This window comes from Pseudoalteromonas sp. NJ631, assembly GCF_000276645.1.
Lineage (GTDB): Bacteria > Pseudomonadota > Gammaproteobacteria > Enterobacterales > Alteromonadaceae > Pseudoalteromonas > Pseudoalteromonas piscicida.
Map to the genome: position 1 here is coordinate 693,540 of NZ_AKXJ01000001.1, position 25,471 is coordinate 719,010.

Here is a 25,471-nt window from a genome sequence, read left to right on the forward strand (position 1 = left end):
GATGAGCAAGGTTTCGTTATCAAAGGATAAAATTCGAATTTTGTTGTTAGAAGGCGTGCATCAAAGCGCTGTTGAGACGCTAAAGCGCAACGGTTATAGCAACATAGACTACGTTAAAACATCCTTACCGGAGCCTGAGCTGATCGAGCGGATCAAAGACGCTCACTTTGTCGGGATCCGCTCACGTACCCACCTTACAGAAGCAGTGTTAGACCAAGCTGAAAAGCTGGTCGCGATTGGCTGTTTCTGCATCGGCACCAACCAAGTGGATTTGGATGCTGCTAAAAAACGCGGTATCGCCGTATTCAACGCACCATTTTCTAACACTCGCTCTGTGGCTGAACTCGTCTTAGGTGAAATTCTCTTGTTATTGCGCCGTGTTCCTGAGCGCAACGCAAAGGCGCATCGCGGTGAGTGGGATAAATCTGCCGATGGTTCATACGAAGCCCGTGGTAAAACGCTGGGTATTATTGGTTATGGTCACATTGGCACCCAGCTTGGCATTATGGCTGAGAATATCGGGATGAACGTCGAGTTTTATGACATCGAAGATAAGCTCACGCTCGGCAACGCAACGCAGTTACACACGCTAACGCAACTGCTACAAAGAGCGGACGTGGTCAGTTTGCATGTACCAGAGACATCACAGACCAAAAACCTTATCGGTATGGCTGAAATTGAAGTGATGAAACAAGGCGCAATCCTAATTAACGCATCACGAGGAACGGTTGTTGATATCGACGCCTTAGCTGAAGCATTAGCCGCGAAGAAACTTTCTGGCGCTGCTATCGATGTATTCCCCGTTGAACCAAAATCTAATCATGAAGAATTTGTCTCACCACTACGCGAGTTTGACAATGTACTGCTAACCCCACACGTTGGTGGTTCTACCCAAGAAGCACAAGAAAACATCGGTGTGGAAGTCGCGGGTAAGTTGGCAAAATATTCAGATAATGGTTCAACAGTCACGGCAGTTAACTTCCCAGAAGTTTCTCTACCTGAATTATCAAACCGAAGTCGTTTATTACACGTACACGTAAACCGCCCAGGCGTACTAACGCAAATCAACCAAGCGTTCGCTCAGCACGGTATCAATATTGCGGCGCAATACCTACAAACGGATGAATCTATTGGTTACGTAGTTATTGACGTCGATAGCGACCACTCTGAAGTAGCACTGAAAGAGTTAAGTGCGGTTGAAGGAACTATCAGAGCACGTATTCTTCACTAATACCAATTGAATTAATTCTCTAATCAATTTGAAGGGTGAAATAGCATATTAGCTTCGTTAAAAATTTCTCATTTAGAACAACTAAATAGCAAAATTTTTGCCTTGCTACTAAAGCTATTTCCCCGCTTCAAGATAGATCATTTACTTAATACAACTGGTATAAGAAGAATCAAGCATAAAAAAACCAGTCACTGTGAAGCGACTGGTTTTTTGTATCAATCTGGCTTACGCCATGAAATCAACACCTTCTTTGATGTCTTTTTCAAGTGTCGCTAGCATGTCGTCTTTTGCTTTTTGCTCAAACGCGCTTAGCTCACCGTAAGGTAGTAACTTCTCTACACCGTTTTTACCAAGGATAACTGGCTGTGCAAAGAATGTTGCATCGCCTGTGTTACCTTCAACGTATGCGTACTCAAGTACTTCTTCACCTTGTAGGCCTTTCACTAGTGAGAAGCAGAAACGTGCTGCTGCTGCACCCATTGAAAGCGTAGCTGAACCGCCACCCGCTTTAGCTTCAACCACTTCAGTACCCGCGTTTTGGATACGAGTCGTTAGTGCAGCAACTTCTTCGTCAGTGAACTCAACACCTTCAACTTGAGAAAGTAGAGGTAGAATTGTAGTACCTGAGTGACCACCAATTACTGGGATCTTAACTTCAGCAACGTCTAGACCTTTAAGCTCTGCGATGAAGGTTTCAGCGCGGATAACGTCAAGCGTTGTTACACCGAATACGCGAGCTGGATCATAAGTACCTGCTTTTTTGAACACTTCAGCAACGATTGGTACCGTGCCATTTACTGGGTTTGTGATGATACCAACAAGTGCTTTAGGGCAGCTTCTAACGATACCTTCAGCAAGTGTCTTGATGATACCTGCGTTAACGTTGAATAGGTCAGCACGGTCCATACCAGGCTTACGAGGCATACCAGCAGGGATAAGCACTACGTCAGCACCAGCAAGAGCTGAGTCTAGGTCGTCTTTACCATAACCCGCTACTTTTACCGCAGTTGGGATGTGAGATAAGTCAACTGCAACACCAGGTACAACAGGTGCAACGTCATAAAGCGCTAACTCAGAGCCAGCTGGAAGACCATTTTTAAGCAATAAAGATAGAGCTTGACCGATACCGCCAGCGGCACCTAATACAGCAACTTTCATTTGAATTCTCCATAATTTGAAGGTGGAATTGAGTGTGCAGTAAAGATAATGAAAAGCGCTGTTAAACACAAATTAATCACGGTTATTTTCGAGATTTTTTGACTAATGTCTTAAATAAAAGTGTAAAGATCGCGACACTTTGTACTCTTATGCTTTACGACTGCTATTTTGGTCGCGCAAATTTGGGAATCTCGGTGGTTTTGTGTAGAATTTAAAGATTAGCCGTAAAAGAAGACAGACTATGCAGCCGCAAGAAAAACAAGAAGCACTGATCAAAGCATTTAAAGCCATTTTAAAAGAAGAAAACTTTGGCTCTCAAGGTGAAATTGTTGATGCTCTAAAACAACAAGGATTTGACAACGTCAGTCAGAGCAAAGTGTCGCGCATGCTGAGCAAGTTTGGTGCTGTGCGTACACGTAATGCCAAACAAGAAATGGTTTACTGCTTACCCGCCGAAATGAGCGTACCAACAGCAAAAAGTCCTTTACGTCAGTTAGTCGTTGATATTATGCACAACGAAATGATGATTATTATTCGAACCAGTCCTGGTGCTGCCCAGTTAATTGCGAGGCTACTTGACTCATTAGGCACCGCAGACGGCGTATTAGGTACGATTGCCGGCGATGACACGATTTTTATTGCCCCTGCCAAAGTATCTGAAATCGACGTTACTTTAGATAAAGTAAAAACCCTGTTCGATAACGTTTAGTCTATTATTTTTATCGGTGCTAACTCACAGGTTAGCACATATTCTGATACTCTAGCTTCTACAAACACGCTTTCCCACTATCACGATAAACAAAATAAATTGCTTATCTTTACAGCAAAAAAACGTTTGACATAATATGTCTAAATGTGGCAACTTTAGAAACACATGTGAGGCTTTCTCACAACGCATGGATGGTTTTTAAGCTGATTGACTAGCTTTTCGGATTTGTTTCCTACAGTGTCTCAGTCTTTCCGGACACGAACGCTATTCGCTTCACTCAATCATCTCACATTCTATGATGCGGAACTCACCGCTTGATACACACAAAGATACCTTATGGCGCTGAGTGGACAATTCACTTACTTAACCGCTTAAAAGGAAATACAAGGAACTAAGGAACAGCAATGGAATTTTTAAATACTGCATTTACGTTTCCCACTGTTATTTTTTCAACACTATTACTGATAGTGCTGTTGTTCTGGCTAATTGCTTTACTCGGTTTTGCTGATATCGATATCTTAGAAGGCGATGTTGATATTGAAGCCGAAGGCGCAAGCTCTGGTTCTTTTTGGGAGGTCGCTTTTGGCGGAGTCCCTGTGAGTATTTCATTGAGTTTAATCATCGCGCTGGGCTGGATTGTCAGTATTTATGTGCAACAGTTTTTTGCTTACCTACTAGGCGATGGCATTTTTTACTACCTGATGGGCACGGTATTTATGCTTGCCAGCCTCATTGCTGCATTACCACTAACCGCCGTCATTGTAAGGCCACTACGACGCTTTTTCGAAAGCCAAGAAACCACATCAAAGCAAGCGCTGGTTGGGCTCGAATGCGTTATTGCAACATCAAGAGTTAGCAACACGTTCGGTCAAGCCAGAGTATATATTCAAGGAACAGAGCAACTCATCGAAGTGCGCTCGGATGAAGATAACACTTTCACACTAGGAGACAGTGCCTTACTTATCGAACATGACACCCTTACACATAGCTACACGATTGTGGCTAAACCTTGGTAATAGTACGGAAAATAACGGAATTTAGGAACTAGTTGGTATAGCTAATACCAGCTCAAACAACATAGCGCAACGCAGGAAAAAACATGGAATTTCTAAACAACCTCGGACCGGTGCTCGCAATCGTGGGCATATCCATCGTCATTATTTTTGCCATTCTACTTCTGATTGGAAAGTTCTACCGCAAGGTTGAACAAGGTCAGGCATTGATCATCAACAAGATGAAAAACGAGCCGGATGTCACGACTACAGGCGGCATTGTGCTACCTGTGATCCATAAAATGGAAGTCATGGATATTTCAACTAACCGCATGGTATTGGAGCGTCGTGAAAACAGCGGCCTGATCTGTAAAGACAATATCCGTGCTGACATCGCCATCACTTTTTACATTCGCGTAAACGAAAACAAAGAAGATATCCTACGCGTTGCTAAACAAGTTGGCTGTGCCCGCGCATCGGCACCAGAAACCTTACAAGCATTATTTGAGGCAAAATTCTCCGAAGCCTTGAAAACCGTTGGTAAGCGCATGAATTTTGAGGAGCTATTTACCCATCGTAATGAGTTCCGAGATTCTATTAAAGAAGTGATTGGACAAGATTTATCTGGCTATACGTTAGAAGATGTGGCGATTGATTATCTTGAACAAACCTCTATCGACAAGTTAGATCCAAATAACATTCTTGACGCTGAAGGTATTCGCCGTATTACCGAAAAAACCTCACGCCAAAACGTGGAAACGAACCAACTTAAATGCGATGAAAAAGCGCAAATCGACAACCAAAACCAAGCAGCCTTTGAAAAAGCAGCAGAAGTCGAGCGCCAACGAGAAGATGCTAGCGCAAGACAGCGCCGTGAAATCGAATCGGTGCGCGCTCGCGAAGCCGCAGAAGCTGAACGTGTTAAGCATGAAGAGCGCTTAAAAGCCGAAGAAGCACGCCTCAAAGCGGACGAAGCAATTGCAATTGCAGAGCACAATAAACAGCGTGAAATCGATGTTGCAGAGCAAAATCGCCTTCGCTTACTCGGCATAGAAGAAGAAAAAGTCACGCGTTCTCGCCAGATTGAAATTATTGAGCGCGAACGCGAAACCGAAATTTTACGTATCCAAAAAGCCAAAGCACTGGAAGTCGAGCAAAAAGAAATCGCCGATGTCCAACGCGAACGGGTTGCCGTTGAGAAAACCGTTGCCGAGGAACAAGAGCGCATCAAAGACGTGCAATGTATTGCTGAAGCCGAGCGTGAAAAACAAGCAAAAATTATTCTTGCTCAAGCTGAGGCCGAAGAAGCGTTGGTTAAAGATATTGAAGCGGCTAAAGCTAAAGAGCAAGCTGCCGAATTTAAAGCCCGTGAAATGGAAAAAATGGCCGCAGCAGAACTACGTATTGCGAACCAAACCGCAGAGTCGAAGAAAATTCTTGCCGAGGCTGCCCAAGTTGAAGCGGCAGCACCTGGTCTTGCAGAAGCAGATATCATCAAGGCAAAAGCCGCTGCTAGTGCGATACAAGGCGAAACAGACGCTAAAGTGCTACAGCAAAAACTAGAAGCCGAAGCACAAGGTAAACGTGATATTGGCCGCGCCGAAGCCGAAGTACAAGCAGCAATGGCAGAGGCAACCAAGAAGCAAAGTGAAGCTGAGGCACAAGGCAAACGTGAAATTGGTTTGGCAGAAGCTGAGGTTCAATCAGCAATGGCTGAGGCAATTGAAAAACAAGGTGAAGCAGAAGCTATCAACCTTGAACGTAAGATGTCAGCAGAAGCCAAAGGTCTTACAGAGAAGCTGGAAGCACTGAATAAGATGGATAAAGACGCCCGTGAATACGAAGGCTTCACGCTACAGTTAAACCAACAGAAAGAGCTGACGCTTGCGAGTATCGAAGCGAACAAGCAGGTTTCTGCAAGTCAGGCTGAAGTATTAGGTAAAGCACTGAGCGGTGCTGATATCAACTTTATGGGCGGCGATGGCCAATTCTTTAACCAGTTTATGAATGCCATCACAGTGGGCAAGTCAATTGACGGCTTAGTCGGCGAGAGTAAGACGGTACAAACCGTATTCAAAGATCACCTAAACGGTGAGCGTAATTTGATGGACGACCTAAAAGGGGTATTGGCTGGTGCCAATGCGTCGTCGGAAACGCTGAAAAACATCAACATGAGTAAGTTCTTCCAACAGCTAAGCAATAGCTCAGATGCGGATAAACAGCAGCTACTCAAGTTACTTGGCGGCTCGTTAAATGGCAGTAAACAAAGCGAACCACTAGAGTAATTAACCCTGAGGAGTCAATTTTCTTGGCTCCTCTCCCCCATTTGCGACAGCGCACATAGGAAAGCAAAAGAATGACGGAAGCAACGCAACAAGCGCCAGAGCGAACGCTCGAACAAGACTCTTATCAACTGATTAAGCGCCGACTTGGTAACTTTGGTAATGATCTAAAAAGCCAAATAGATAAACTCAACCAACAGCGTGTTGACACTTTTGGAAGCACCGAGCTTAAAGTGAAAGGTCGAGCAAGAGTGCGTACTGAACATAACTGTGTACCGCGCGATATCGTGCTGATCGGCGACAAGCTTATCTTTGCTTACAATGTGTTTATGGGGCTTAAACAAAATACCCAAGTCAGCGATGTATTTACCGTACAAAAGCTGCACTTGCAAGAAGACCACTACGAAATAGAACCTTATCCGCAAGAAACCAAATTCCTCACTGACCAGCGTTTCTTACGGGACTTTGATGAACTATACACATATTACAAAGACACCCGGCTACAACACCTATTTGTTAAATCAAACAAGCTCTTTGCGCTATTTCAAATTGGCGAAAAACTCTCCGATGTTCGTGTGTTCCGCTGGCAAATCGCCAAAGATGAAACCTTAGATTATATTGATAATCGAGGAGAGCGTGACATAGGCGAAGTGGAAAACTTTGACTTTGAATGGCAAAAAACCGACCGCGCCGATCACGTCGAAGGCCGTCACCCACATATTAATGTAAACGACAAAGTGTTTATTGAAGTATCGGGTGGCAAACTCACCGTAAAAATAGAAAACAATACCCAAAGCGGTGAAGGTATTTATCAAGAAGCCGTTGATGACGCCAGTCAATCACTCGCAGATTGCGATTTACGTTTTGCCGAAGTTGGCGAAATGGTGTTGTTAAAGTTACTTCCCTACCGAGAAAAACAATGGCGTTATTTTATTTATAATTGCCGCACCCAACAGGTATTGCGCCAAGATGCGCTGGGTGGTGCCTGTGTTCAATTACCTGAGAACCAAGGAATTATTTTTCCTGGTGGCTATTATTTACAATCTGGGCAAACACGCTATTTTGACGACCAACTGGACGATTTAATTTTCCATCGCCAGATCAAATCACCCAATGGTGAAGATGTACTGTATATCTTCTACGAACCAAACGAGGGTCGCTACGCACTTTTCTCTTACAATATTATTGAGAAAAACCTGCAAAATCCTATTTATTGTCATGGCTATGGAATTTATGACGATGGCTTAGCGCTAACCTTTAAAGCAGAGCCTGAGCCTGAGCGCGTGCACCCTATTCAAATCTGGCAAAGCCCATTTTGTGGCAGCGAGTTTGCCGCACAAGCCCCTCGCGCAACAGGCATATTTGGCCGGATCGGCAACCCGGATTTAGTACGCGCAATTTCTGATTTATACAGTGTGTTCAAAGCCATTAACGAACAAAGCCCCACGGTCTTTCATTATGAAGATTTAATTGCCCTCACCCGCAGTATTTTAGACCGCTATCATTGGCTTGCTGAAGCGGACTTTGCAGACGTCACAGCAAAACTACATGAAATTTTTGAAACTTCGGAGCAGGTACTCGACGAATTTGAAAAGGTAAGCCAAATTGAGGCCGACGCTCGGCGCGCAGAAGCGGAAATAGAGCAAGCCATGCAAGATGTGCTTCGCGAGGTAAGACCTGATAGCTTTAAAACAGCCGAGCAATTTGTCCAGAGCTTAGAGTCTCTCAAACGCTTAAAAGGCAAAGTGATAAGCCTTGAAGAAGTGAAGTACATCAATCTTGACGCGCTATCTGCCATGCAGCAGCAGATTGATGAGCAAACCTTGAGTTTAAGCCATAAAACCGCGGAGTTTTTGCAGCAAGATAGTGCTCTGGCGCCCTACTACGAGCAGCTAGATTCCTTAGAGCAAGCCAGAGCGCAAACAGAGAGTGTTACCGAGCTTAACGGCTTTTTGGCGACCTTGGAAACCTTAAGCGCCGAACTTGATTTGCTCAACCATACCATGCTGGATCTCGACATTGACGATAGCCGCATTCGCACTAAAATTTTGGAAGATGTCAGCGCCATTTATGGTCAAGTAAACCGCGCCAAAGCAGCGTTAGAAATCCAGAAAAAGAGCGTGGGCAGTGTTGAAGCAAAAGCCGAATTCGCGGCTCGTTTTAAGCTTTTCAGCCAAAGTATTACCAGCGCTCTAAGCGCTGCCAAAACCCCAGAGCAATGTGACGATCAGCTCTCTCGCTTACTTATCCAATTAGAAGAGCTCGAGTCTCAATTTAGTCAGTATGATGAGTTTTTAACGGAGATCTTGGCTAAACGTGATGACGTTTATGAAAGCTTTGAGGCGCATAAACAGCAGCTCATCGACGAAAGACAGCGCCGAGCACTAAGCCTAGCAAACGCTGCTGAGCGTATTTTACAGGGGGTGAATCGACGCTCGCAAAGTTTTAAAACCTTAGACGACATCAATAGCTATTTTGCCTCCGATCCTATGATTGGCAAGCTGCGTGATTTAACGCAAGAGCTAAAGCGCCTAAGCGATGAAGTGAAGGCGGATGATATTCAAGCCAAACTCAAGGCCTGCAAAGATCAAGCAATCCGCGCTTTGCGAGACAAGCAAGATATTTACATTGATGGTGGCAATACCGTTAAAGTCGGCAAACATGCGTTTAGTTTCAATAAACAAATCCTTGATTTGACTTTGCTGCCTCGTGGTGAACAGCTGATGTTACACCTCACCGGCACTGAGTATTTTGATACCATTCCTGACGCCAAAGTCAATCAACAACTCAATGACGCAAGCACATACTGGCAGCAAAACCTGATCTCAGAAAATCGTCACTTATATCGAGGCGAGTACCTTGCAGCTCAAGTATTAGCAGCTGCGGAGCAAGACGGCAACGACTTTAGTCAAGCAGATCTAGAACTTGCCGTTGATGACGGAAGTTTACTGCCCATCGTACAAAAATTTGCAGAACCCAGATATCAAGAAGGCTATGAAAAAGGCATTCATGATCAAGATGCCAGCCTGATCTTAGCTAATTTACTAAAACAAAAACGACAGCTTGAGTTACTCGTCTACCCTGCTAGCTGTCGAATTGCGGCACAGCTATTTTATACTCAACAAAGCAAGGCTGAGCTAGCTGAATTGGCGTTTCAGGCCACACAAGCAGAGCTGATGGCAACGAAGTTAGATGACCATAGTTTTAGCCAACAGCTAAGCAAAGAATTGAGTGAAAAGATCACGGCATTTTGCCAACAAAATTTATCGAGCTATTTAACCGAGCTACACCGCTTTTCAGGCGAGTTAAGCGCAACTTACTTAATTAAAGCCCTTGCCAAGCAAGTTAAGCCGAGACAATTTGATTTGGCTTCACCTGCAAAACACACCAGCGAGCAGTTTATCTCGATGGCAAAGGCCAAAGGCGTTTGGCAACAGCTTGAAGACTCATTAACACATTTGACTAAACTTGCGGACAAATGCCGCCTGTTAAGCAGCTGGCTGCGCGCCTATGGCAGTAAGCAAAATGAAAGTGCTGAGACCTTGCTTGAGGCCGCTAACTGCATTTTGCTTTCCACCCAGTTAGATATCACCTACCAAGTCAAAGAAGCCGACATAAAAACCGAAATTTCAGGTTTAATGGGCCAACACCCACGTATCGAGAACCAAGTGTTACGCCTAGATTACGCAGACTTTTTTGCCCGTAGTAACGAGTATCTCACGGTTCATGTTCCGGCCTACAAACAGTATCAACAGTTAAAAGCACAAGTGCTTGAGGCGCAAAAGCAGCGCTTGCAATTGGATGAGTTTAAACCCAGACCACTAAGCTCATTTGTACGTAACCAGCTGATTGACAAAGTCTACTTCCCTATTATTGGCGATAACTTAGCAAAGCAAATAGGGGCTGCGGGAAACAATAAACGCACCGACTTAATGGGCATGTTGCTGCTTATCTCCCCTCCGGGCTATGGTAAAACCACGCTAATAGAGTATGTAGCCAACCGCTTAGGACTCACCTTTGTTAAGGTCAACTGTCCATCCATTGGTCACGACCAAGTCTCTTTGGATCCTGCTCAAGCCATCAACGCGACCGCCGCAAAAGAAATTGAGAAGATCAACCAAAGCTTTGAGATGGGCAATAATGTGATGCTGTACCTTGACGATATTCAGCACACCAACCCCGAATTTTTACAAAAGTTCATCTCTTTATGTGACGGCTCAAGACGCATAGATGGTGTGTGGAATGGCCGCAGTAAAACCTATGATCTGAGAGGCAAAAAATTTGCCGTTGTGATGGCAGGAAACCCCTACACCGAATCCGGTGAATCTTTTAAGATCCCAGATATGCTTGCCAACCGTGCGGATATTTACAACCTCGGTGACACCCTCAGTGGCTGCGAACAAGAATTTGCCATGAGCTTTATTGAAAATACGCTTACTTCCAATGCGGTGCTCGCGCCACTTGCCAATCGTGGTATGGAAGACTTGTACAAGCTAGTACGCATTGCCGACGGAGAAGACATCTCCATCAATGAATTGGAATTTAATTACTCTCAAGCGCAAGTGAATGAAATTGTCAGCGTACTGAAAAAGCTGCTCACCATTCGCAATACCGTGCTCAAAGTAAATGCCCAATATATTGCCTCAGCAGCGCAAGATGATAACTATCGAACCGAGCCGCCGTTTAAGCTACAAGGCAGTTACCGTAACATGAATAAGATGGCTGAAAAGGTGGTTGCTGCTATGAATGACAGTGAACTTGAAAACCTAATTCAAGATCACTATCGCGGTGAAGCACAAACGCTTAGCAAAGGCAGCGAAGAAAACTTACTGAAACTGGCTGAATTACGCGGTACCTTAACGGATGAAGAAGCAACGCGCTGGCATGAAATCAAGGCCGAATATGCCCGTCTGCACCGCAATAGCGATGAGGGAAGCCCAGCGCAGCTGGCTGTTGAACAGCTAAGCTTTGTCAATAAATCCCTTTCGCAAATCGCCACTAAACTCGATAAAGAGCAGCTTAGCTTTGATTACAGTGCGCTGTTGCAACAGTTGGCTCAAGTGTTTAACGAACAAGAGTTTGCCACGCAGTTAACTGAGCTACGTGAGGTCTTAACGCAGCAACCTTACGCTACACCACTAAAGCAATTGATAGCTTCACAGCAACAAGTCGCAGAGGAAATTGCTGGGCTGCAAAACACCATCAAACACACCGCGAACAACGAGCAGCTACTCGCTAACCTTGGTAAACTCAATGACTTGCTCAGCACCCAAGCGCAAATACAACAAGCATTGGGTCAACAAGGTCAGCAGCAAAATACACTATTTGAAAACCTGTCTGAGCGCTTAGAAGCGGTGGCACAACCACATATTCAAGTCGACAATCACGTTGATGATAGCAGTGCAAAAGCGCTTGAAGCCGTCACCACTTTGCTGACAAATACCTTAGCAAACTCAAGTGCTGAACAAGTCCAGCAGCAACAGCTAAAAGACATTTTACAAAAGCTTGAGGAAATTCAATCAAGACCTGTAGTTAGTAACGGATCACCTGCGAAAAACCCGTATATGTTGTAACGGCGGAAGAGCACTTGCGAAACAAGTCAAAGCCCATGGATGGGCTTTGGAGATGTAAAATAGCAGCGAACTTATTCCGGCATTTTTGCCATCACTGACAAGAACTCTAGTGAGGGTGCAAAAAACGCGGAACCCATATCGGCACTAGAATAATCCAATATGGGGTCGTATTCATCCCCTTCCCCCAATCGGCTTCTTAGCACCTGCTCGAAAGCATCGCCTTTGGCGCTGCAACTTAGCGACAAGCTTCCTTGTTCAAATACATCACCAAATGGCATGCTTTGGTTAAGCAGTAGCGCATTACCGTTTGCGTCTTTCAATTCGGTTAATGCCGCATGATTACAGGGGTCGCAATCTTCAATTAGGTCATTGTCTAGACGCGTACGCCCCATTAATTGCTCTTGCTCAGCGAGCGGCAACGCCTGCCAGCGCAATAAATCAAACTTCACCCGCTGTACGTGAATATAACTACCAAGGTGGTCGGCTGCATTTGGGTTGTGTACAAGTGCAACTTCCCGTTTATTGCGCCCTCTAGGGATGTCTGCACCATAAATAAAGCCATTAAAATCACGACCATCTAAGAAACGAAAGGCGCGCACATGTGCCACCATTTCAACTAGACCGTTTAGCATGTGCAGCACACTTTGAGCAAAGATATGATTAACGTCTTCTCGGTCGGAGCGGATCACGTAAAGCAAGTCAAAAGGCTGAGTATGCACGGTGTGCTCAGCCTCAACAATATGTGGAAAGCTTTTTAACTCTTTAGGAATAAACTCAGGATAAATGTGTGGCCAGTATTGCGCACCAACCGCGACAAAGCTCGACAGCATAGACTCGGAGAATCTGTCTTCCAACTCCTCTTGCAAGCGTCCACAATTTGCGAGCGCCGCTCTTAGCGCCTCGTCTTGCCCTTCAAGTACATTGAAGAACAAGTGTAAGCCGTGCAAATTGGCTTCAGCACACACACCTGATTGGGCAAGCGCCATGCTCTACTCCCTGCGTTTATTCATTTGCTATTAAGAAAAGAAATTTACAGCATGTGCCTTAATTTTTAAAGAGATTGGTTGATTTAAGTCGAGCGGTTCATGCGCTGGATGCGGTACTTCGAGCTCTTGACCCTCTAATGCAACACGGTAAATGTACTCTGTTCCCATAAAGCGCTGATTGAGTATTTTAACGCTGCCAAGCTCGGCATTTTCTAACGTAATGTGCTGCGGCCTCACATACATTTCACCCTTCGCGTCGATATTACCGAGCTCAACGAGTGATTTTACGGCACCAAATTGGGTTTCTACCGAAGCGCCATTCACTCGTTGTGCAGGAATATAAATTCCCTGACCCAAAAACTCGGCAACCATTTTGCTCTTTGGTCGTTGGAATAACGTTCTCGGCTCACCCACTTGTGCGATTTTCCCTTTATCCATTATTGCCAACCGATCGGCAAAAGCAAAAGCTTCTTCTTTCGAGTGACTAACAAAAATCGCGGAAACTTGCTGATCTTTGATTATACGGCGAATATCGTTAATTAACTGAAACCGCACTTGAGCATCTATATTTGAAAACGGCTCATCAAGCAGCAACAGATTTGGCTTGTACGCCAGTGCTCGCGCAATTGCGACACGTTGTTGTTGGCCACCTGAAAGCTCGTGTGGAAAACGGTCGCTATAGTCTTGCAGCTGCACCAAATGGAGCATTTCAGCTACTCGGTCTTGACGTTCACGCTTGCTTTTTGAGGTTAAACCAAACGCGACATTTTGCGCCACAGTGAGGTGTGGGAATAGCGCATAGTCTTGAAACATCATGCCAATATTGCGTTTTTGTGGAGGTACAAAAGTGCCATTACCATTCATGGCTTTGCCTAAAATACTCACAGAGCCTTGAAATGGTTCAATCAAGCCCGCTATCGCCTTCAGCGTGGTCGTTTTACCGCAACCACTGGCACCAAGCAAACAAACAATCTCGTTTTGTTCTACGGTCAGATTTAGGCTATCCACAACGGCTTCACCGTCATAACGATAAGAGAGATTTTCAAGCACTAAACTATGCATTAACTTCGCTGCTCCATAGAACGGTTTACAACATAAAGCGGAATTAAACCAACCAACACAATAAATAACGCAGAGACAGAAGCCAACTCCAGCTGCTCATCACTCACATATTGGAAAACGTGTGTTGCCAGTGTTTCATAATTAAAGGGTCGTAATAACAATGCCGCTGGAAGTTCTTTCATACACTCAATAAAAACCAACAGTGCTGCGGTTAAAATACCGCGACGCAGCAATGGCAAATGTATTGATAACATGGTTTTGAAACGATTGCGACCCAACGAAAAACTTGCCATATCTAGACTTGGACTGATCCGCTGATAACTCGACTCGACCGCGCCTTGCGCAATCGCATAAAATCGTACAACGTAAGCAAAAACCAGTGCAAAAATCGTCCCGCTGAACAGCAAACCAGGCTCAAATGAGGAGCCTTCAAGCCAAGTATTTAGCTTGTCGTCTAATAACGTGAGTGGAATAAGTACTGCAATTGCCAGCACAGTGCCCGGTAGCGCGTATCCGGTACTCGCAAGCTTACCCGGCAGCGTGACGCGTTTACCACTGCTAACTCGCTGGTTAAACACCACCAGCATGCTCATGATAATTAATACCACACTTACCCAAAACGCTATTTTTAAACTTTGCCACGCATACAAGAAAAAGTCGTCATTCCAAGCTTGTTCAAAATAGTCGACGGCGTAATCTGCAAGCACCCATGTAGGCACGATAAAAGCCGCAATAAGAATAAGCCAACAAAAAGCGCTAGCGAACCAAGCCTGCGCGCCTTTAAGATGATAAAGCGTGGTACTGTTAACACTCGATTGGCGCTCATGCACTACCTGAGTTGGGCGGCTCACTCGCTCCAGTGTTAGGGCTAAAAATAAAAACAGTAGCATGATGCCTGAAATTTTAGCCGCTGCGGTAAGTGAATAATAGCCCAACCAAGTATCGTAAACGGCGGTGGTTAGTGTACTCACGGCAAAGTAATGTACGGTTGCAAAATCTGCCATGCTTTCCATGGCGATCAGTGCCAGCCCTGCCACAATCGCGCCTCGCGACAAAGGTAAACTTATCTTAAAGAAGCTCTGTGAAGGTGACTTGCCCATCAATTGGCTGGCTTGTACCAGCTTAAACGACTGCTCTCTTAGCGCCGTTCTAAAAATCAAAAACAAATAAGGATAAAGCACCAGTGCAATCATCACGATAGCGCCTGACAAAGTGCGAATATCAAAGAACCAATAATCATCTGGAGATTGCCAGCCAAACCACTCTCGCAGCGCTATTTGTACAGGCCCAGCATAATCCAGCAAATCGGTATACACGTAAGCAATCAAATAGGTTGGCATCGCAAGGGGTAGCATCAACGACCATTCGAAAAAGCGCCGTCCAGGAAACTCACAGTACGCGGTTAGCCAGCCAAGTGGTAGCGCAATCAAAGCGCAAAGGATGCATACACCTACAATCAGCCAAATCGTATTGCGGACATAGTCCCACAAAACGGTGTTCCAAAGGTGAGCAAAGACTTCGGAGTCAGGTTGTAGCGACTCAAAGATTAAAAACATCAGCGGGACTGATAGGCTAAGCCCTATCAGCCACGCAAAACTCTGCCATTTAGACAGTGAAAATGATAATTGCATTAAAGGTCAAATTTTACCTCATCGATTAGCTTAAGCGCTAACGGACGGTATTTACTGATCTCTGACAATGGTAGGCTGTCTTCCTTAAACTCACCCCAAGATGCCACAAGTTTCGATAACTCGACGCCAGGTTTAACCGGGTATTCCATATTCATCGACGCATACATATTTTGCGCCTTATTGTCGGTCATAAACTCAATGAGTTTCAAGGCATTTTCTGTATTTTTAGCGTGCTTGGTCAAGACAACACCAGAAACGTTGATATGAGAACCACGATCTTGTTGATTTGGGAAGTTGATATATACCGCTTCAGCCCAGGCTTTTTGCTTTTCATCTTCCATCATCTTACCGAAGTAATAGCTGTTTCCGATGGCCAAATCACACAGTCCTTCTTTTACTGCTTTGACTTGTGCACGGTCGTTACCTTGAGGCTTACGAGCTAAATTTTTCTTCACACCTTCAAGCCATTCTTTGGTCTTTGCTTCGCCATGATGGGCAATCATAGACGCCACTAAACCAAGGTTATAGGGATGCTTACCTGAGCGTGTACAAATTTTACCGCGGTATTGTTCATCCGCTAGCGCTTCATACGTAAGCGCATCTAACTTGCCTACACGGTCTTTTGCAGAATATACATTGCGTACACGCTTAGTAAGCGCAACCCACTGACCTTCAGGATCTCTGAAGTTCGCTGGGATATTCTTGGTTACAGCTTCGCTGTTAATTGCTTGTGTTAGGTTTTCGTCTTCAAGTTGAATTAGCGCACTGAAGTTTGAAGTGAGTACGAGATCAGCACGGCTATGCTTGCCTTCACGCTTAACACGCTCGATTAAGCCTTTTTTTGCAAAAACCACATTGGTCTTGATACCGGTTTGCTTGGTGAAGTCATCCAAAATAGGTTGGATCAGAAAAGGTTGTCTAAACGAGTAGATATTAACTTCCTCTGCAGCCATTGCTGGTAGGCAAGTAAGCGTTGCCAGTATAGTAACAAGTGCTTTTTTCATAAAGATTCCATTAGGTAAACAATAATTATTATCAACTAATTCTACCTGTAATTGTGCCGTTTTACACCCTGAATATTTGAAACTACGCTCAAGATAAAATTAGCGTTGTAGAAAACGGGAGAATTACCTGTGAGATATATCTCACTTAGCTACCAGAAATTGAGTAAAGATGCGCTGAAATAACACTCAAAATAACAGTAAGCAATTAAAAAATAATAAGTTATTAATTATTACTAGAAGAAGGCGCAAAAAAGATTGAATTTCACTGCTCCCGATTTTTTTTAGTCTGCTTATACTTAACAACATCTCAGGAAGAGAGATAAAGGATACACGGGATACGCTCAGGGCAGGATTTGCTAATGGATAAGCACCCACTTAAAGGAATATAGGGAAAAGCGAGCGAGATTGTATGTCACATGGTGTGATTACATTAAAGGACAGGGATTAAAGGTTCATGACGAGCCTAAGGATTGCTTCAGGGGAGAGGCTAAACGTTGAGGGATAACGTTACTGCATTGGATATGCAGGTGGTTAAGGATGAGGAAGGAAGGTACATCGGATGTACTGGTAAAATGTGGCTTAGGAGATGCCAATTGTTGCAATTAACAGTGCAACACCTAGCTTGAAGCAACACGTTCAGGCTACCAAGTGTCAAGGTAAAAAAGTGATGATTGGCACTGCTATTTTGGAAAGTAGCAAATAGGGACAATTAGAACAAGGGCTTGTTCTTAGCAAGTGGATGGCAATGGATAAGACAGCGGACGTGTAAAAGGAAGATGGACACAGGGCAAGATGCCTTTATTCGCAAAACGAGAACACCAAGCGATGCCATGGAAGAGGAAAGATTCAGGACGTTGAACTACTCAACTTTGCAGGATGCATTTAGAAGATTCCGTAAGCGCGACTCAGCAATGGGTCGCGCGCTTCTTATTTTGTTCCTATTTATCGCGTGATATTACGTTTGTGTTGTCGAGATAAATCTCGACCTACCGCCGTCTTGCTCGCTGTACCGCGTAAACAATTCAGCTTTTTGTCGAAATAAATTTCGACCTACCGTCATCTTGCTCGCCGCATTTAGTAAACAATTCAGCTTTTTGTCGAAATAAATTTCGACCTACCGTCATCTTGCTCGCCGCATTTAGTAAACAATTCAGATTTTTGTCGAAATAAGTCTCGACCTACCGGCATCTTGCTTGCCGTATTTCGTAAACAATTCAGCTTTTTGTCGAGATAAATCTCGATCTACCATCGTCTTACTCGCCATGCAGCGTAAACAATGTGGTTTTTTTGTCGAGATAAACCTCGACCTACGGTTAGGGCTCAGCCTACAGTTTACTGCGCTTACCCTTTAAGTAGGCATCTCTGAAATCGATAAAATGCGCGGTTAATTTAGCTGCCGCATCCTGCTCGCCGCATTCGGCAAACAACACACACGCAACTTCTGCCGTACCGAGCTGATGTTCATGCGGCGCGACTCGTAGCTTGTAATCCGAGAGCTTTTCAGGGGCGATGGATAACACAGGTAAACTATCGAGGTAGGGGCTCTTTCTGAACATTTTCTTAGCTTCACGCCATGTCCCATCCAAAAAGATAAATAGTGGTGTTTTATTTTCGGTGCGAGTCACCTTAGTAATTACCCGTTCAGGCTCCACGCCTTGCTCTGGAAAAACGACTATTGGTGCATATTGCTCGTCCAAAAGAAGCGCTAATAACGCAGCGTCAGGCTCAGTTCTGTCCCAACGAAAGGCATGATTATCTGGGATCACATCGGCAATCAAGCGTCCGGTGTTGGAGGGCTTAAAGCTTTCATTATGATACATAAGTAAACACACCGCACAGTCTGCTTTGGCCACTTCGACTTTGTCGCAAATACATAGAGTCGTAGCTAATAAGCAGCATTCACAACGCGCAAGCTTTGATCCCCTTGCCTTATATTCGCGTTGAGCCGCAGCGATTTGACGCTGTCTAAGCGCTAGTACTGAATTATTCACTCTGTTCCCCATCTAAAAATGCCGGCGTATTTTAGTAAAGCGCTCGGCTGGCGTCTATGCAAACTTATGCAACATCTTTACTCATGACATAAGCTTTTGTACTCTAAAGTTTTATTGGGTTTCATTAGGAGTAAAAAATGCAAGTAAAGGACTCTGCAAGACTGAGTTATCGCCTACTCACCCCACAAGATGCACAGCTGCTCGCCGATCTTGATAGCGACCCTGAGGTAATGAAATACATCACAGGCGGTCAGACTAACTCACTTGAAGAAGTAAAAACTGTATATATTCCACGTTTAACAGAGTTTACCGATGAGATAAAAGGTTGGGGGCTTTGGGGTTGTTTCGAGCTGCCAAACAAGGCATTTATTGGTTGGATTTTGGTTCGCCCTGCTAATTTCTTTTCAGAACAAAGAAACGATCAGGATTTAGAGCTTGGTTGGCGTTTTAAACAAGCCTCTTGGGGCAAAGGGTTTGCAACAGAGGCCGCACAACATATTATTCCAGACCTAATAGCAGCCAATCCTACCTTGACGCACTTGAGCGCTATCGCTGAAGAAGAGAACCTTGGATCCATCAAAATTATGCAGAAACTTGGGATGAGTTATGTGAAAAAAGGGCTTCACAAAGATATTTTAGGAGATATGGAAGTCGTTTATTATCATAAAGTTATTAATTAACCGAACAAAAGCGCAACCACTTAACACCACGGTTGCGCATGCTCACTGCTATTAAATGCCTTTTCGACGCAGTGGTTCGGCATACATGCTCAACACCAATTGCTTCAGCTCTTCCGGTACAGACTCTAGTTTAGAGATAAAGTCCTCTTTATCTTCTGGGCTAACTTGCGCATCATCGCCTGCTGCTAGGTGATTGGTTGAATGCAGATAGTATAAATCTAAAATCTGTTTATCAATGACATTCGCCAGCTCATCTGGGTTTTCAACATCCGCAGTGATAGGATCGCCAAATGCGATATGCACATGGCCTTTATCTGAACTAAAGCCCTCGACAATGCTGGCAATATCTTCGCCTTGTGCTTTCACATATTGGCCAAACTGCTTTTTATGGTATAGCTCTTTAGCCTTAGCAACCGCGCATGGCTCATATTGATAGGAGATGGCAACGGGCACTATCCTGAGCTGCTTTACATATTCTGAAAAATCTAGCTTCTGTTTGCGACCATTGAGCTGTAGCATTTTTAACAGTGCTGGATCGGTTTGATCTACTCCATCCTTTGCACGCCCCTCTTTTTGCGCAATCCAAATGGAGTTACCTTCACTCAATGAGTCAAAAATATAGGCAGAAAGCTGGGTTAATGCTTTTAGCATTTCTTTCGGCGCCTTTGCCGAACGTTTTACTATAAAACTCTTATTAAGGCGCATAAGCTCAGTGATATAAGGTACTTGTAGTAAGTTATCACCAATAGCGATACGCACCGTACGCATATCTTGCTGATGCAAGCCCCAGTTAACAAGCGCAGGGTCTAATACGATATCACGGTGATTTGAAATAAATAAATACGAGGTATTCGAGTCCAATGTTTCAAGGCCAGAATAAGTCACTTTAGACGTCGTTTTATTGATTAAAATTTGTAGATAGTACGCCACTTCATCTTGTACTTGTTCAATCGTACAAAAATCTCCCCACTTCTTTTTTAGTTTCATTCTTACGAGTGGGCGTGCAATAGCAGGCCAGGCATTCAACCAAGCTGGCAGATTATATTTGGCGATCACATCAATGAATTGATCATCACCTAGTAGACGTGCCAATGCTGGCACTACTTCATCATCATTATACGGTCTAATGTCAGCGTATTTATCCACTCTACTTCTCAAACTGTCGGATTAACGAATACTGGAACGCATTCTATCGTGTCAAATAAACAGACGCTAAGCATTTCATGTCTGACCACCAAGGCGATATACCAAGTTGGAACATTAAATGCTTAAGCGTCATGCAATTGTAATACGGTAAAAAGTACCACAATTGTTTATCTTCTAACAACTTTACCTAATTTGAGTATAGCTAATCTTAGTAAGAGTGCTGCTAATAATGCGCCCATCGATACTGTTAACCAATGTGGTAGCACTTCGTGCTCCTCACCTATCATCGGCGTTACTACAAAACCGTAAGTATTAACTAAGTAATCAGTTAAATAGCCAAAGATAAGCGCAACCCCGATAACGCCGCCCAGATAGGCAAACACGGCACGACGCCCTAATTCTTTACCTACCACCCCAATTGTGGCGATGTTAGTTGCAGGACCTGCGAGCATAAATACCAATACTGCACCAGGTGAAACACCAGCCATTAATAAACCCGCAGCGATTGGAGTTGAAGCAGTGGCACAAATATACATTGGGATACTGATAAGAATAACCACTAGCATGGCAATAATACCGTCGCCCCATTGAGATAAGAAAGACTCAGGCACGAAGGTTTGCACTAACGCTGCAAAGAATAAACCGATAAGAAGCCAAACTGCGGTGTCGGACAGTAATTGATTACAGCTGAACTTAACAGCTTCTACAATTTTACCAAAAACCCCTTGGTTTTCAGGTACGGGGGCAGGCTCACAACAACTTGTCGTGGCTGATGAAGCATCGCAACAACTGGTTACGGTAGGCTCCGGAGTATCACAACAAGACATATTCGCCCCTGCCATTGCTAATTGAGGGCCTGTAGGCGCACAGCAGCTTGAGCTTACTTTTGCGGTTTCCACTTTAGTGCTGGCGCAACAGCTATCATGGCTGTGATGCTTTTCAGCAGGCTTTGGCTCTGAGTGATGATTAGCGTCACAACAACCGCTAGTCGCGCTTGATTCCTCTGAGGTATTAAGGTGCTTTAGCGGCACAGGCTTATCATCTTTCTCACTGCCAACGAGCAACCCAGCCGCAATTGCGCTAACCACAGCCGCAATTGGCCTAATTATTGCCATAAAAGGACCAAGTAGCACATAAGAAACCGAGATAGAATCCACGCCAGTTTCAGGCGTTGAGACTAAAAATGCGGTTGTCGCACTTTTTGAGCCGCCCGCTCTTCTCAGTCCCACTGCAGCTGGAATAACGCCGCAAGAGCAAAGCGGCATCGGCGCCCCAATCAGTGCTGCCTTTATCGTCGTCCAAAATCCTTCTTTCCCTAAATGCTTTTGCAACAAATCTTTTGGAATAAATACATTAAGTAACCCGGCCAATATTAGGCCAAGCAGTAACCACGGGGCAGATACTAAAAATAGCTGCCAAAAATTTACTATCAGTTCATTCATCGATAGCCTCCAAGGCCGTTAAAATCGAGCAGCTCACAGCCGCTTCCTTACCGCCGCAGCATTGCTCTGCTAGCGTCGATAACGATTGTTCAAATTTTTGTAACTCAGCGATCCGCGCTCTCACTAAATCTCGTTTAGTGATAGTCAGTGTTTTCACTTCTTCACAACTGTGCTGATGCTTTTCAAACTTTATCTTCAGCAAGTCTTGCACTTCTTTGAGGCTGAACCCCACTTCCTTCGCGCGAAGAATAAAGCGCATTTGCTTTTCACTTTGCTCATCAAACAACCGATACCCGCCCTCGCTCCTTGTGCAAGGGTGTAGGAGATCGTTTGCTTCATAATACCTTAACGTGTCAGTTGATACGTTAAGCCGCTTTGCCAGCTCACCAATCTTTACCACTTTACACTCCCAAGTCCTGAAGATTATCCTAGTCGACATCACAAGTATAAACCTTAGAGTTAACTCCAAAGTCAAGAAAAGGATAAAAATAATGCGAATCGTGGTATTAGACGCTAAAACCCTTGCAGGAACCGATCTTTACCCCATAGCCAAACTAGGCACATTAACGTCTTACGACACCACATCCAGTGAGGACATCATCACACGCTGTAAAGATGCAGCAGTCATCATCACCAATAAAGTACAATTAACTGAAGAAACGATCGCGGCGTTACCGCAATTACAACTGATTTGTGTTGCGGCCACAGGCGTCAACAATATCGACTTAGCAGCCGCAAAAGCCCATCAAATTGCGGTTGCCAATGTGGCTGGTTATTCGACCCCTTCTGTCGTGCAGCACACCTTTACTATGCTTGGTAACTTAATGACCAATATTCATCGTTATCAGCAAGACTGCCATGCAGGGCTTTGGCAGCAAAGTGACATGTTTTGTCGTTTGGACTACAGCATCAATGAAATTGCAGGCAAAAACTTTGTGATCATAGGCCATGGAACGTTAGGAGAAGCCGTTGCAAAAGTCGCACAAGCATTTGGAGCTCAAGTAATTGTTGCCGAACGTAGAGGCGTAACTGAGATTAGAGCAGGACGAATGGCTTTTGAAGAAGCGCTGCGAATTGCAGACATTGTATCGATTCACTGCCCGCATACCGCTGAAACAGAAAACCTGATTGCGAGTGATGAATTCGCTCTACTTCCAAATCATGCCTATATTATCAACACCGCGAGAGGTGGAATAGTCAATGAGCAAGCGCTGGTGGATGCACTAACTAATGAGCAAATAGCTGGTGCTGCTGTGGATGTCCTCACACAAGAGCCGGCACAAGCAAGCAATCCACTCGTTCAATACCAAGGGGAAAACTTGCTTTTAACACCGCATACGGCGTGGGCAAGTAAAGAGGCCATCGAACGTTTAGTCGGCGAAATTGCCATTAATATTGAAAATTTTTTGGCTGGGACAACGAGAAACCGAGTGGTCTAGATTATTGTTTTAGTGAGTGATATCGCCAAAAGTTAGTGAAAACCATCAACTACAAACTGATTAAAAACCAACAACAAACTGATATTTATAAACTTTATTAGTTGGCAAAGAGTTTGCAACTCTTGGGATAATTCAAGCAAAAAACAAATGGCTGTTTGCATTATTTGCTCAGCAACAAAATTAAAAAGGAAAACAACAATGAAAAAATTAATGTTAGTGGCTGCGCTTAGCTCTACTCTATTATCAGGCTGTATCGTTGCTGTATCCGACGGTGAAGTAGAGCACGGTTGGGCTTCTGAATACAACTCGTCTAACTGGGAACATAAACAGCGTAAAAATCGTGAAAAGATTGCCAACCTTGAAATGGGCGCGTCTTACTCATCAGTAAAAGACATGTTTGCAACCCCTGATTTTAGCGAGTTGGTGTCGAAAGACGGCGATAACTATCAAGTGCTGTACTATGCAACCAACAGTAAACACTCAGACGGCAAAGTAACAAAAGATGAGTGCACGCCATTGGTATTCAAAAACAACCAACTGGTTGGCTTTGGCGACAACGCACTAAAGCAAATTCAGTAATACTTTATCGCACCAAGGATGGTGAATAATCTGAGCAAACTGACGCACAGATGTGTGTGGCCAACTCCTTATTTTCTTGTCATCTTAATAAATTAAAAACAAAACCAAGCCAAACTTTAATAACCCAGCCAATTAAGCTGAACTGTCCTCTGATACCAGCTCATACCTATACTTCCATTCGAAATAGGCAAGCATGATGACAAACATAGCTTCACAAACAATAAAAGCAATACCAATTAGACTTGCAACGTTAAAATACTGAACAACCACTCCAGCGCAGACTAGCGCCCAAAAAAGATTGCCGAACACTAAAAGCTGCAAATGTTTTATGTTCTTCGCTTTTTGAATGGCAAGGCTAAAAGAGTACGCGCCATACAACAGATTTGATAATGCGATAAAGATAATGGTTTGTTCAGGTATATGATAGATCGCACCAATCATTGAGTGGAAAAGCAATACGATTAACCCCACGGATATAGCCGCGATACAGTCCACCCAAATTATTTTACGCCGTATATCCATAGAATAAGCCTAACACCACACCAAAAGGCACAAAATACTCGGTTAAAGATCTATAAAGCATGAGCATAGCCAAGCTTTATGCGGTGCACTTATTGTCTGAATGCAGATACACTCTTGTCACTGCATATGGCTTTAGATATTTATAGTGCTTTAATAAATACCGTGCTTTGCTGCTTTTGTGCAACAGCAAGGGCACTGTCCGCCATTTTGATCAACTCACCAAGCTCACTACTACAGTGATTTTCAATATGAACTGCACCAATGCTAACGCTCACATGAGCACATATCGGTGAGGCAATATGGGGGATTTTTAACGCATTAACCGAGTTATGCAACGCTTCTGCTATCTCATTAATTACATCGATATTATGCTGAGTTAGCACCAACGCAAAACGAGTACCATCAAAACGGCCAATAAATAAAGAACGTCGGGTTGCGCCTTCTTCTAGCGCTTTGGCGACCTTAAATAAACAATCATCACCATGCATGTAGCCATAATGCTCATTAAACGTTTTAAAATAGTCCACCTCAACCAGCATAACGGTAAACGCACTGCCATCAGCTTTTGCGATTTCTAATGCTGATTTCATCGCTTCATCTAGATATCTACGATTGGGCAACTCCGTTAAACCATCGATAGAGGCTAGCTTTTCTAGCAGATCATTTTTCTTTTTTATTGCTAAATGGTTTTTGATTCTGGCTTTTACAATCAAAGGGTTAAAGGGTTTAGTAATATAATCCACAGCCCCTAACTCCAAACCTCGTGCTTCATCTTTAAAGCTCACACTACCAGAGATCACGACAACGGGAATACCGTAAGTGCTCGCATCCTTTTTTAGGCACTCTAAAACAGAAAACCCAGCGCCGTCAGCCATTAACACATCTAAAATAATAAGGTCTGGTTTGCTTGCTTTTAGTTCATCAATACATAACTTAGTGTCTGTGCTATGGGATAACCGATGGCCATCACCTAATGTATTACTTAGGACCATCTTATTTATTGGGTCATCATCAATAATAAAAATGTGCTCAGCTTGCTGCATC

General features: G+C 44.1%; 19 protein-coding genes. 8 read left to right on the top strand and 11 right to left on the bottom strand.

Annotated features, from left to right (window positions below; all coding sequences use genetic code 11):
• The first annotated feature begins 1 nt into the window (after position 1).
• Positions 2-1,231 (top strand): phosphoglycerate dehydrogenase, encoded by a 1,230-nt coding sequence (gene serA / locus A587_RS0103315; RefSeq protein WP_017216413.1) that lies wholly within the window; start codon positions 2-4, stop codon positions 1,229-1,231.
• A gap of 225 nt (positions 1,232-1,456) precedes the next feature.
• Here the strand turns inward: serA and mdh are convergent, their stop codons facing one another.
• Positions 1,457-2,389 carry a malate dehydrogenase gene (gene mdh, locus A587_RS0103320; RefSeq protein WP_017216414.1) on the bottom strand — a complete coding sequence of 311 codons (933 nt, stop codon included), beginning with the start codon at positions 2,387-2,389 and terminating at the stop codon, positions 1,457-1,459.
• A gap of 241 nt (positions 2,390-2,630) precedes the next feature.
• Between mdh and argR the strand changes: the two genes are divergently transcribed.
• From argR to A587_RS0103340, 4 genes are all read left to right on the top strand, one after another.
• The gene (gene argR, locus A587_RS0103325; protein ID WP_010372285.1) at positions 2,631-3,098 is read left to right on the top strand and encodes a transcriptional regulator ArgR; all 468 of its coding nucleotides are present in this window, start codon (positions 2,631-2,633) and stop codon (positions 3,096-3,098) included.
• Positions 3,099-3,502: 404 nt separating this feature from the next.
• Entirely contained in the window at positions 3,503-4,114 is a 612-nt protein-coding gene (locus tag A587_RS0103330; RefSeq protein ID WP_017216415.1) for an OB-fold-containig protein, read from the top strand.
• A gap of 83 nt (positions 4,115-4,197) precedes the next feature.
• On the top strand, positions 4,198-6,375 hold the full coding sequence (locus tag A587_RS0103335; protein ID WP_017216416.1) for an SPFH domain-containing protein: 2,178 nt from the start codon (positions 4,198-4,200) through the stop codon (positions 6,373-6,375).
• A 71-nt stretch (positions 6,376-6,446) separates the two neighbouring features.
• Positions 6,447-11,945, top strand: coding sequence for a DNA repair ATPase (locus tag A587_RS0103340; RefSeq protein ID WP_017216417.1), 5,499 nt, complete (start codon positions 6,447-6,449; stop codon positions 11,943-11,945).
• A gap of 71 nt (positions 11,946-12,016) precedes the next feature.
• On the opposite strand, the gene A587_RS0103345 is transcribed toward A587_RS0103340, so the two are convergent.
• The 5 genes from A587_RS0103345 to A587_RS0103375 all read right to left on the bottom strand — a co-directional run bounded on the left by A587_RS0103345 (position 12,017) and on the right by A587_RS0103375 (position 18,619).
• Entirely contained in the window at positions 12,017-12,931 is a 915-nt protein-coding gene (locus tag A587_RS0103345; protein WP_017216418.1) for a Dyp-type peroxidase, read from the bottom strand.
• A gap of 30 nt (positions 12,932-12,961) precedes the next feature.
• The gene (locus A587_RS0103350; protein WP_017216419.1) at positions 12,962-13,993 is read right to left on the bottom strand and encodes an ABC transporter ATP-binding protein; all 1,032 of its coding nucleotides are present in this window, start codon (positions 13,991-13,993) and stop codon (positions 12,962-12,964) included.
• The gene (locus tag A587_RS0103355) at positions 13,993-15,624 is read right to left on the bottom strand and encodes an ABC transporter permease (RefSeq protein WP_017216420.1); all 1,632 of its coding nucleotides are present in this window, start codon (positions 15,622-15,624) and stop codon (positions 13,993-13,995) included. Before A587_RS0103355 ends, A587_RS0103350 begins: the two co-directional genes overlap by 1 nt.
• Positions 15,624-16,628 carry a Fe(3+) ABC transporter substrate-binding protein gene (locus A587_RS0103360; protein WP_010372304.1) on the bottom strand — a complete coding sequence of 335 codons (1,005 nt, stop codon included), beginning with the start codon at positions 16,626-16,628 and terminating at the stop codon, positions 15,624-15,626. Before A587_RS0103360 ends, A587_RS0103355 begins: the two co-directional genes overlap by 1 nt.
• Positions 16,629-17,953: 1,325 nt before the next feature.
• Complete coding sequence (locus A587_RS0103375) at positions 17,954-18,619, bottom strand: tRNA-uridine aminocarboxypropyltransferase (protein ID WP_017216423.1); 666 nt, start codon at positions 18,617-18,619, stop codon at positions 17,954-17,956.
• A gap of 137 nt (positions 18,620-18,756) precedes the next feature.
• Here A587_RS0103375 and A587_RS0103380 point away from each other — a divergent pair, with 137 nt between their 5' ends.
• Complete coding sequence (locus A587_RS0103380; protein WP_017216424.1) at positions 18,757-19,299, top strand: GNAT family N-acetyltransferase; 543 nt, start codon at positions 18,757-18,759, stop codon at positions 19,297-19,299.
• A gap of 51 nt (positions 19,300-19,350) precedes the next feature.
• On the opposite strand, the gene A587_RS0103385 is transcribed toward A587_RS0103380, so the two are convergent.
• The 3 genes from A587_RS0103385 to zntR form a co-directional block, all read right to left on the bottom strand.
• The gene (locus A587_RS0103385; RefSeq protein WP_017216425.1) at positions 19,351-20,445 is read right to left on the bottom strand and encodes a 1-acyl-sn-glycerol-3-phosphate acyltransferase; all 1,095 of its coding nucleotides are present in this window, start codon (positions 20,443-20,445) and stop codon (positions 19,351-19,353) included.
• A gap of 167 nt (positions 20,446-20,612) precedes the next feature.
• The gene (locus A587_RS0103390; protein WP_017216426.1) at positions 20,613-21,887 is read right to left on the bottom strand and encodes an SO_0444 family Cu/Zn efflux transporter; all 1,275 of its coding nucleotides are present in this window, start codon (positions 21,885-21,887) and stop codon (positions 20,613-20,615) included.
• Positions 21,880-22,287 carry a Zn(2+)-responsive transcriptional regulator gene (gene zntR, locus A587_RS0103395; RefSeq protein ID WP_010606066.1) on the bottom strand — a complete coding sequence of 136 codons (408 nt, stop codon included), beginning with the start codon at positions 22,285-22,287 and terminating at the stop codon, positions 21,880-21,882. Before zntR ends, A587_RS0103390 begins: the two co-directional genes overlap by 8 nt.
• Positions 22,288-22,378: 91 nt before the next feature.
• Here zntR and A587_RS0103400 point away from each other — a divergent pair, with 91 nt between their 5' ends.
• Both A587_RS0103400 and A587_RS0103405 read left to right on the top strand, forming a co-directional pair.
• Positions 22,379-23,326, top strand: a complete 948-nt coding sequence (locus A587_RS0103400; RefSeq protein ID WP_017216427.1) for a D-2-hydroxyacid dehydrogenase — start codon at positions 22,379-22,381, stop codon at positions 23,324-23,326.
• A 198-nt stretch (positions 23,327-23,524) separates the two neighbouring features.
• On the top strand, positions 23,525-23,905 hold the full coding sequence (locus tag A587_RS0103405; RefSeq protein ID WP_010606064.1) for a DUF3192 domain-containing protein: 381 nt from the start codon (positions 23,525-23,527) through the stop codon (positions 23,903-23,905).
• Between the two features lie 132 nt (positions 23,906-24,037).
• Here the strand turns inward: A587_RS0103405 and A587_RS0103410 are convergent, their stop codons facing one another.
• Together A587_RS0103410 and A587_RS0103415 are read right to left on the bottom strand one after the other, a co-directional pair.
• Positions 24,038-24,376, bottom strand: coding sequence for a hypothetical protein (locus tag A587_RS0103410; RefSeq protein WP_138556349.1), 339 nt, complete (start codon positions 24,374-24,376; stop codon positions 24,038-24,040).
• A 191-nt stretch (positions 24,377-24,567) separates the two neighbouring features.
• Positions 24,568-25,470: a GGDEF domain-containing response regulator gene (locus tag A587_RS0103415; protein ID WP_017216429.1), complete on the bottom strand. Its 903-nt coding sequence runs from the start codon at positions 25,468-25,470 to the stop codon at positions 24,568-24,570.
• Between the last annotated feature and the right edge of the window lies 1 nt (position 25,471).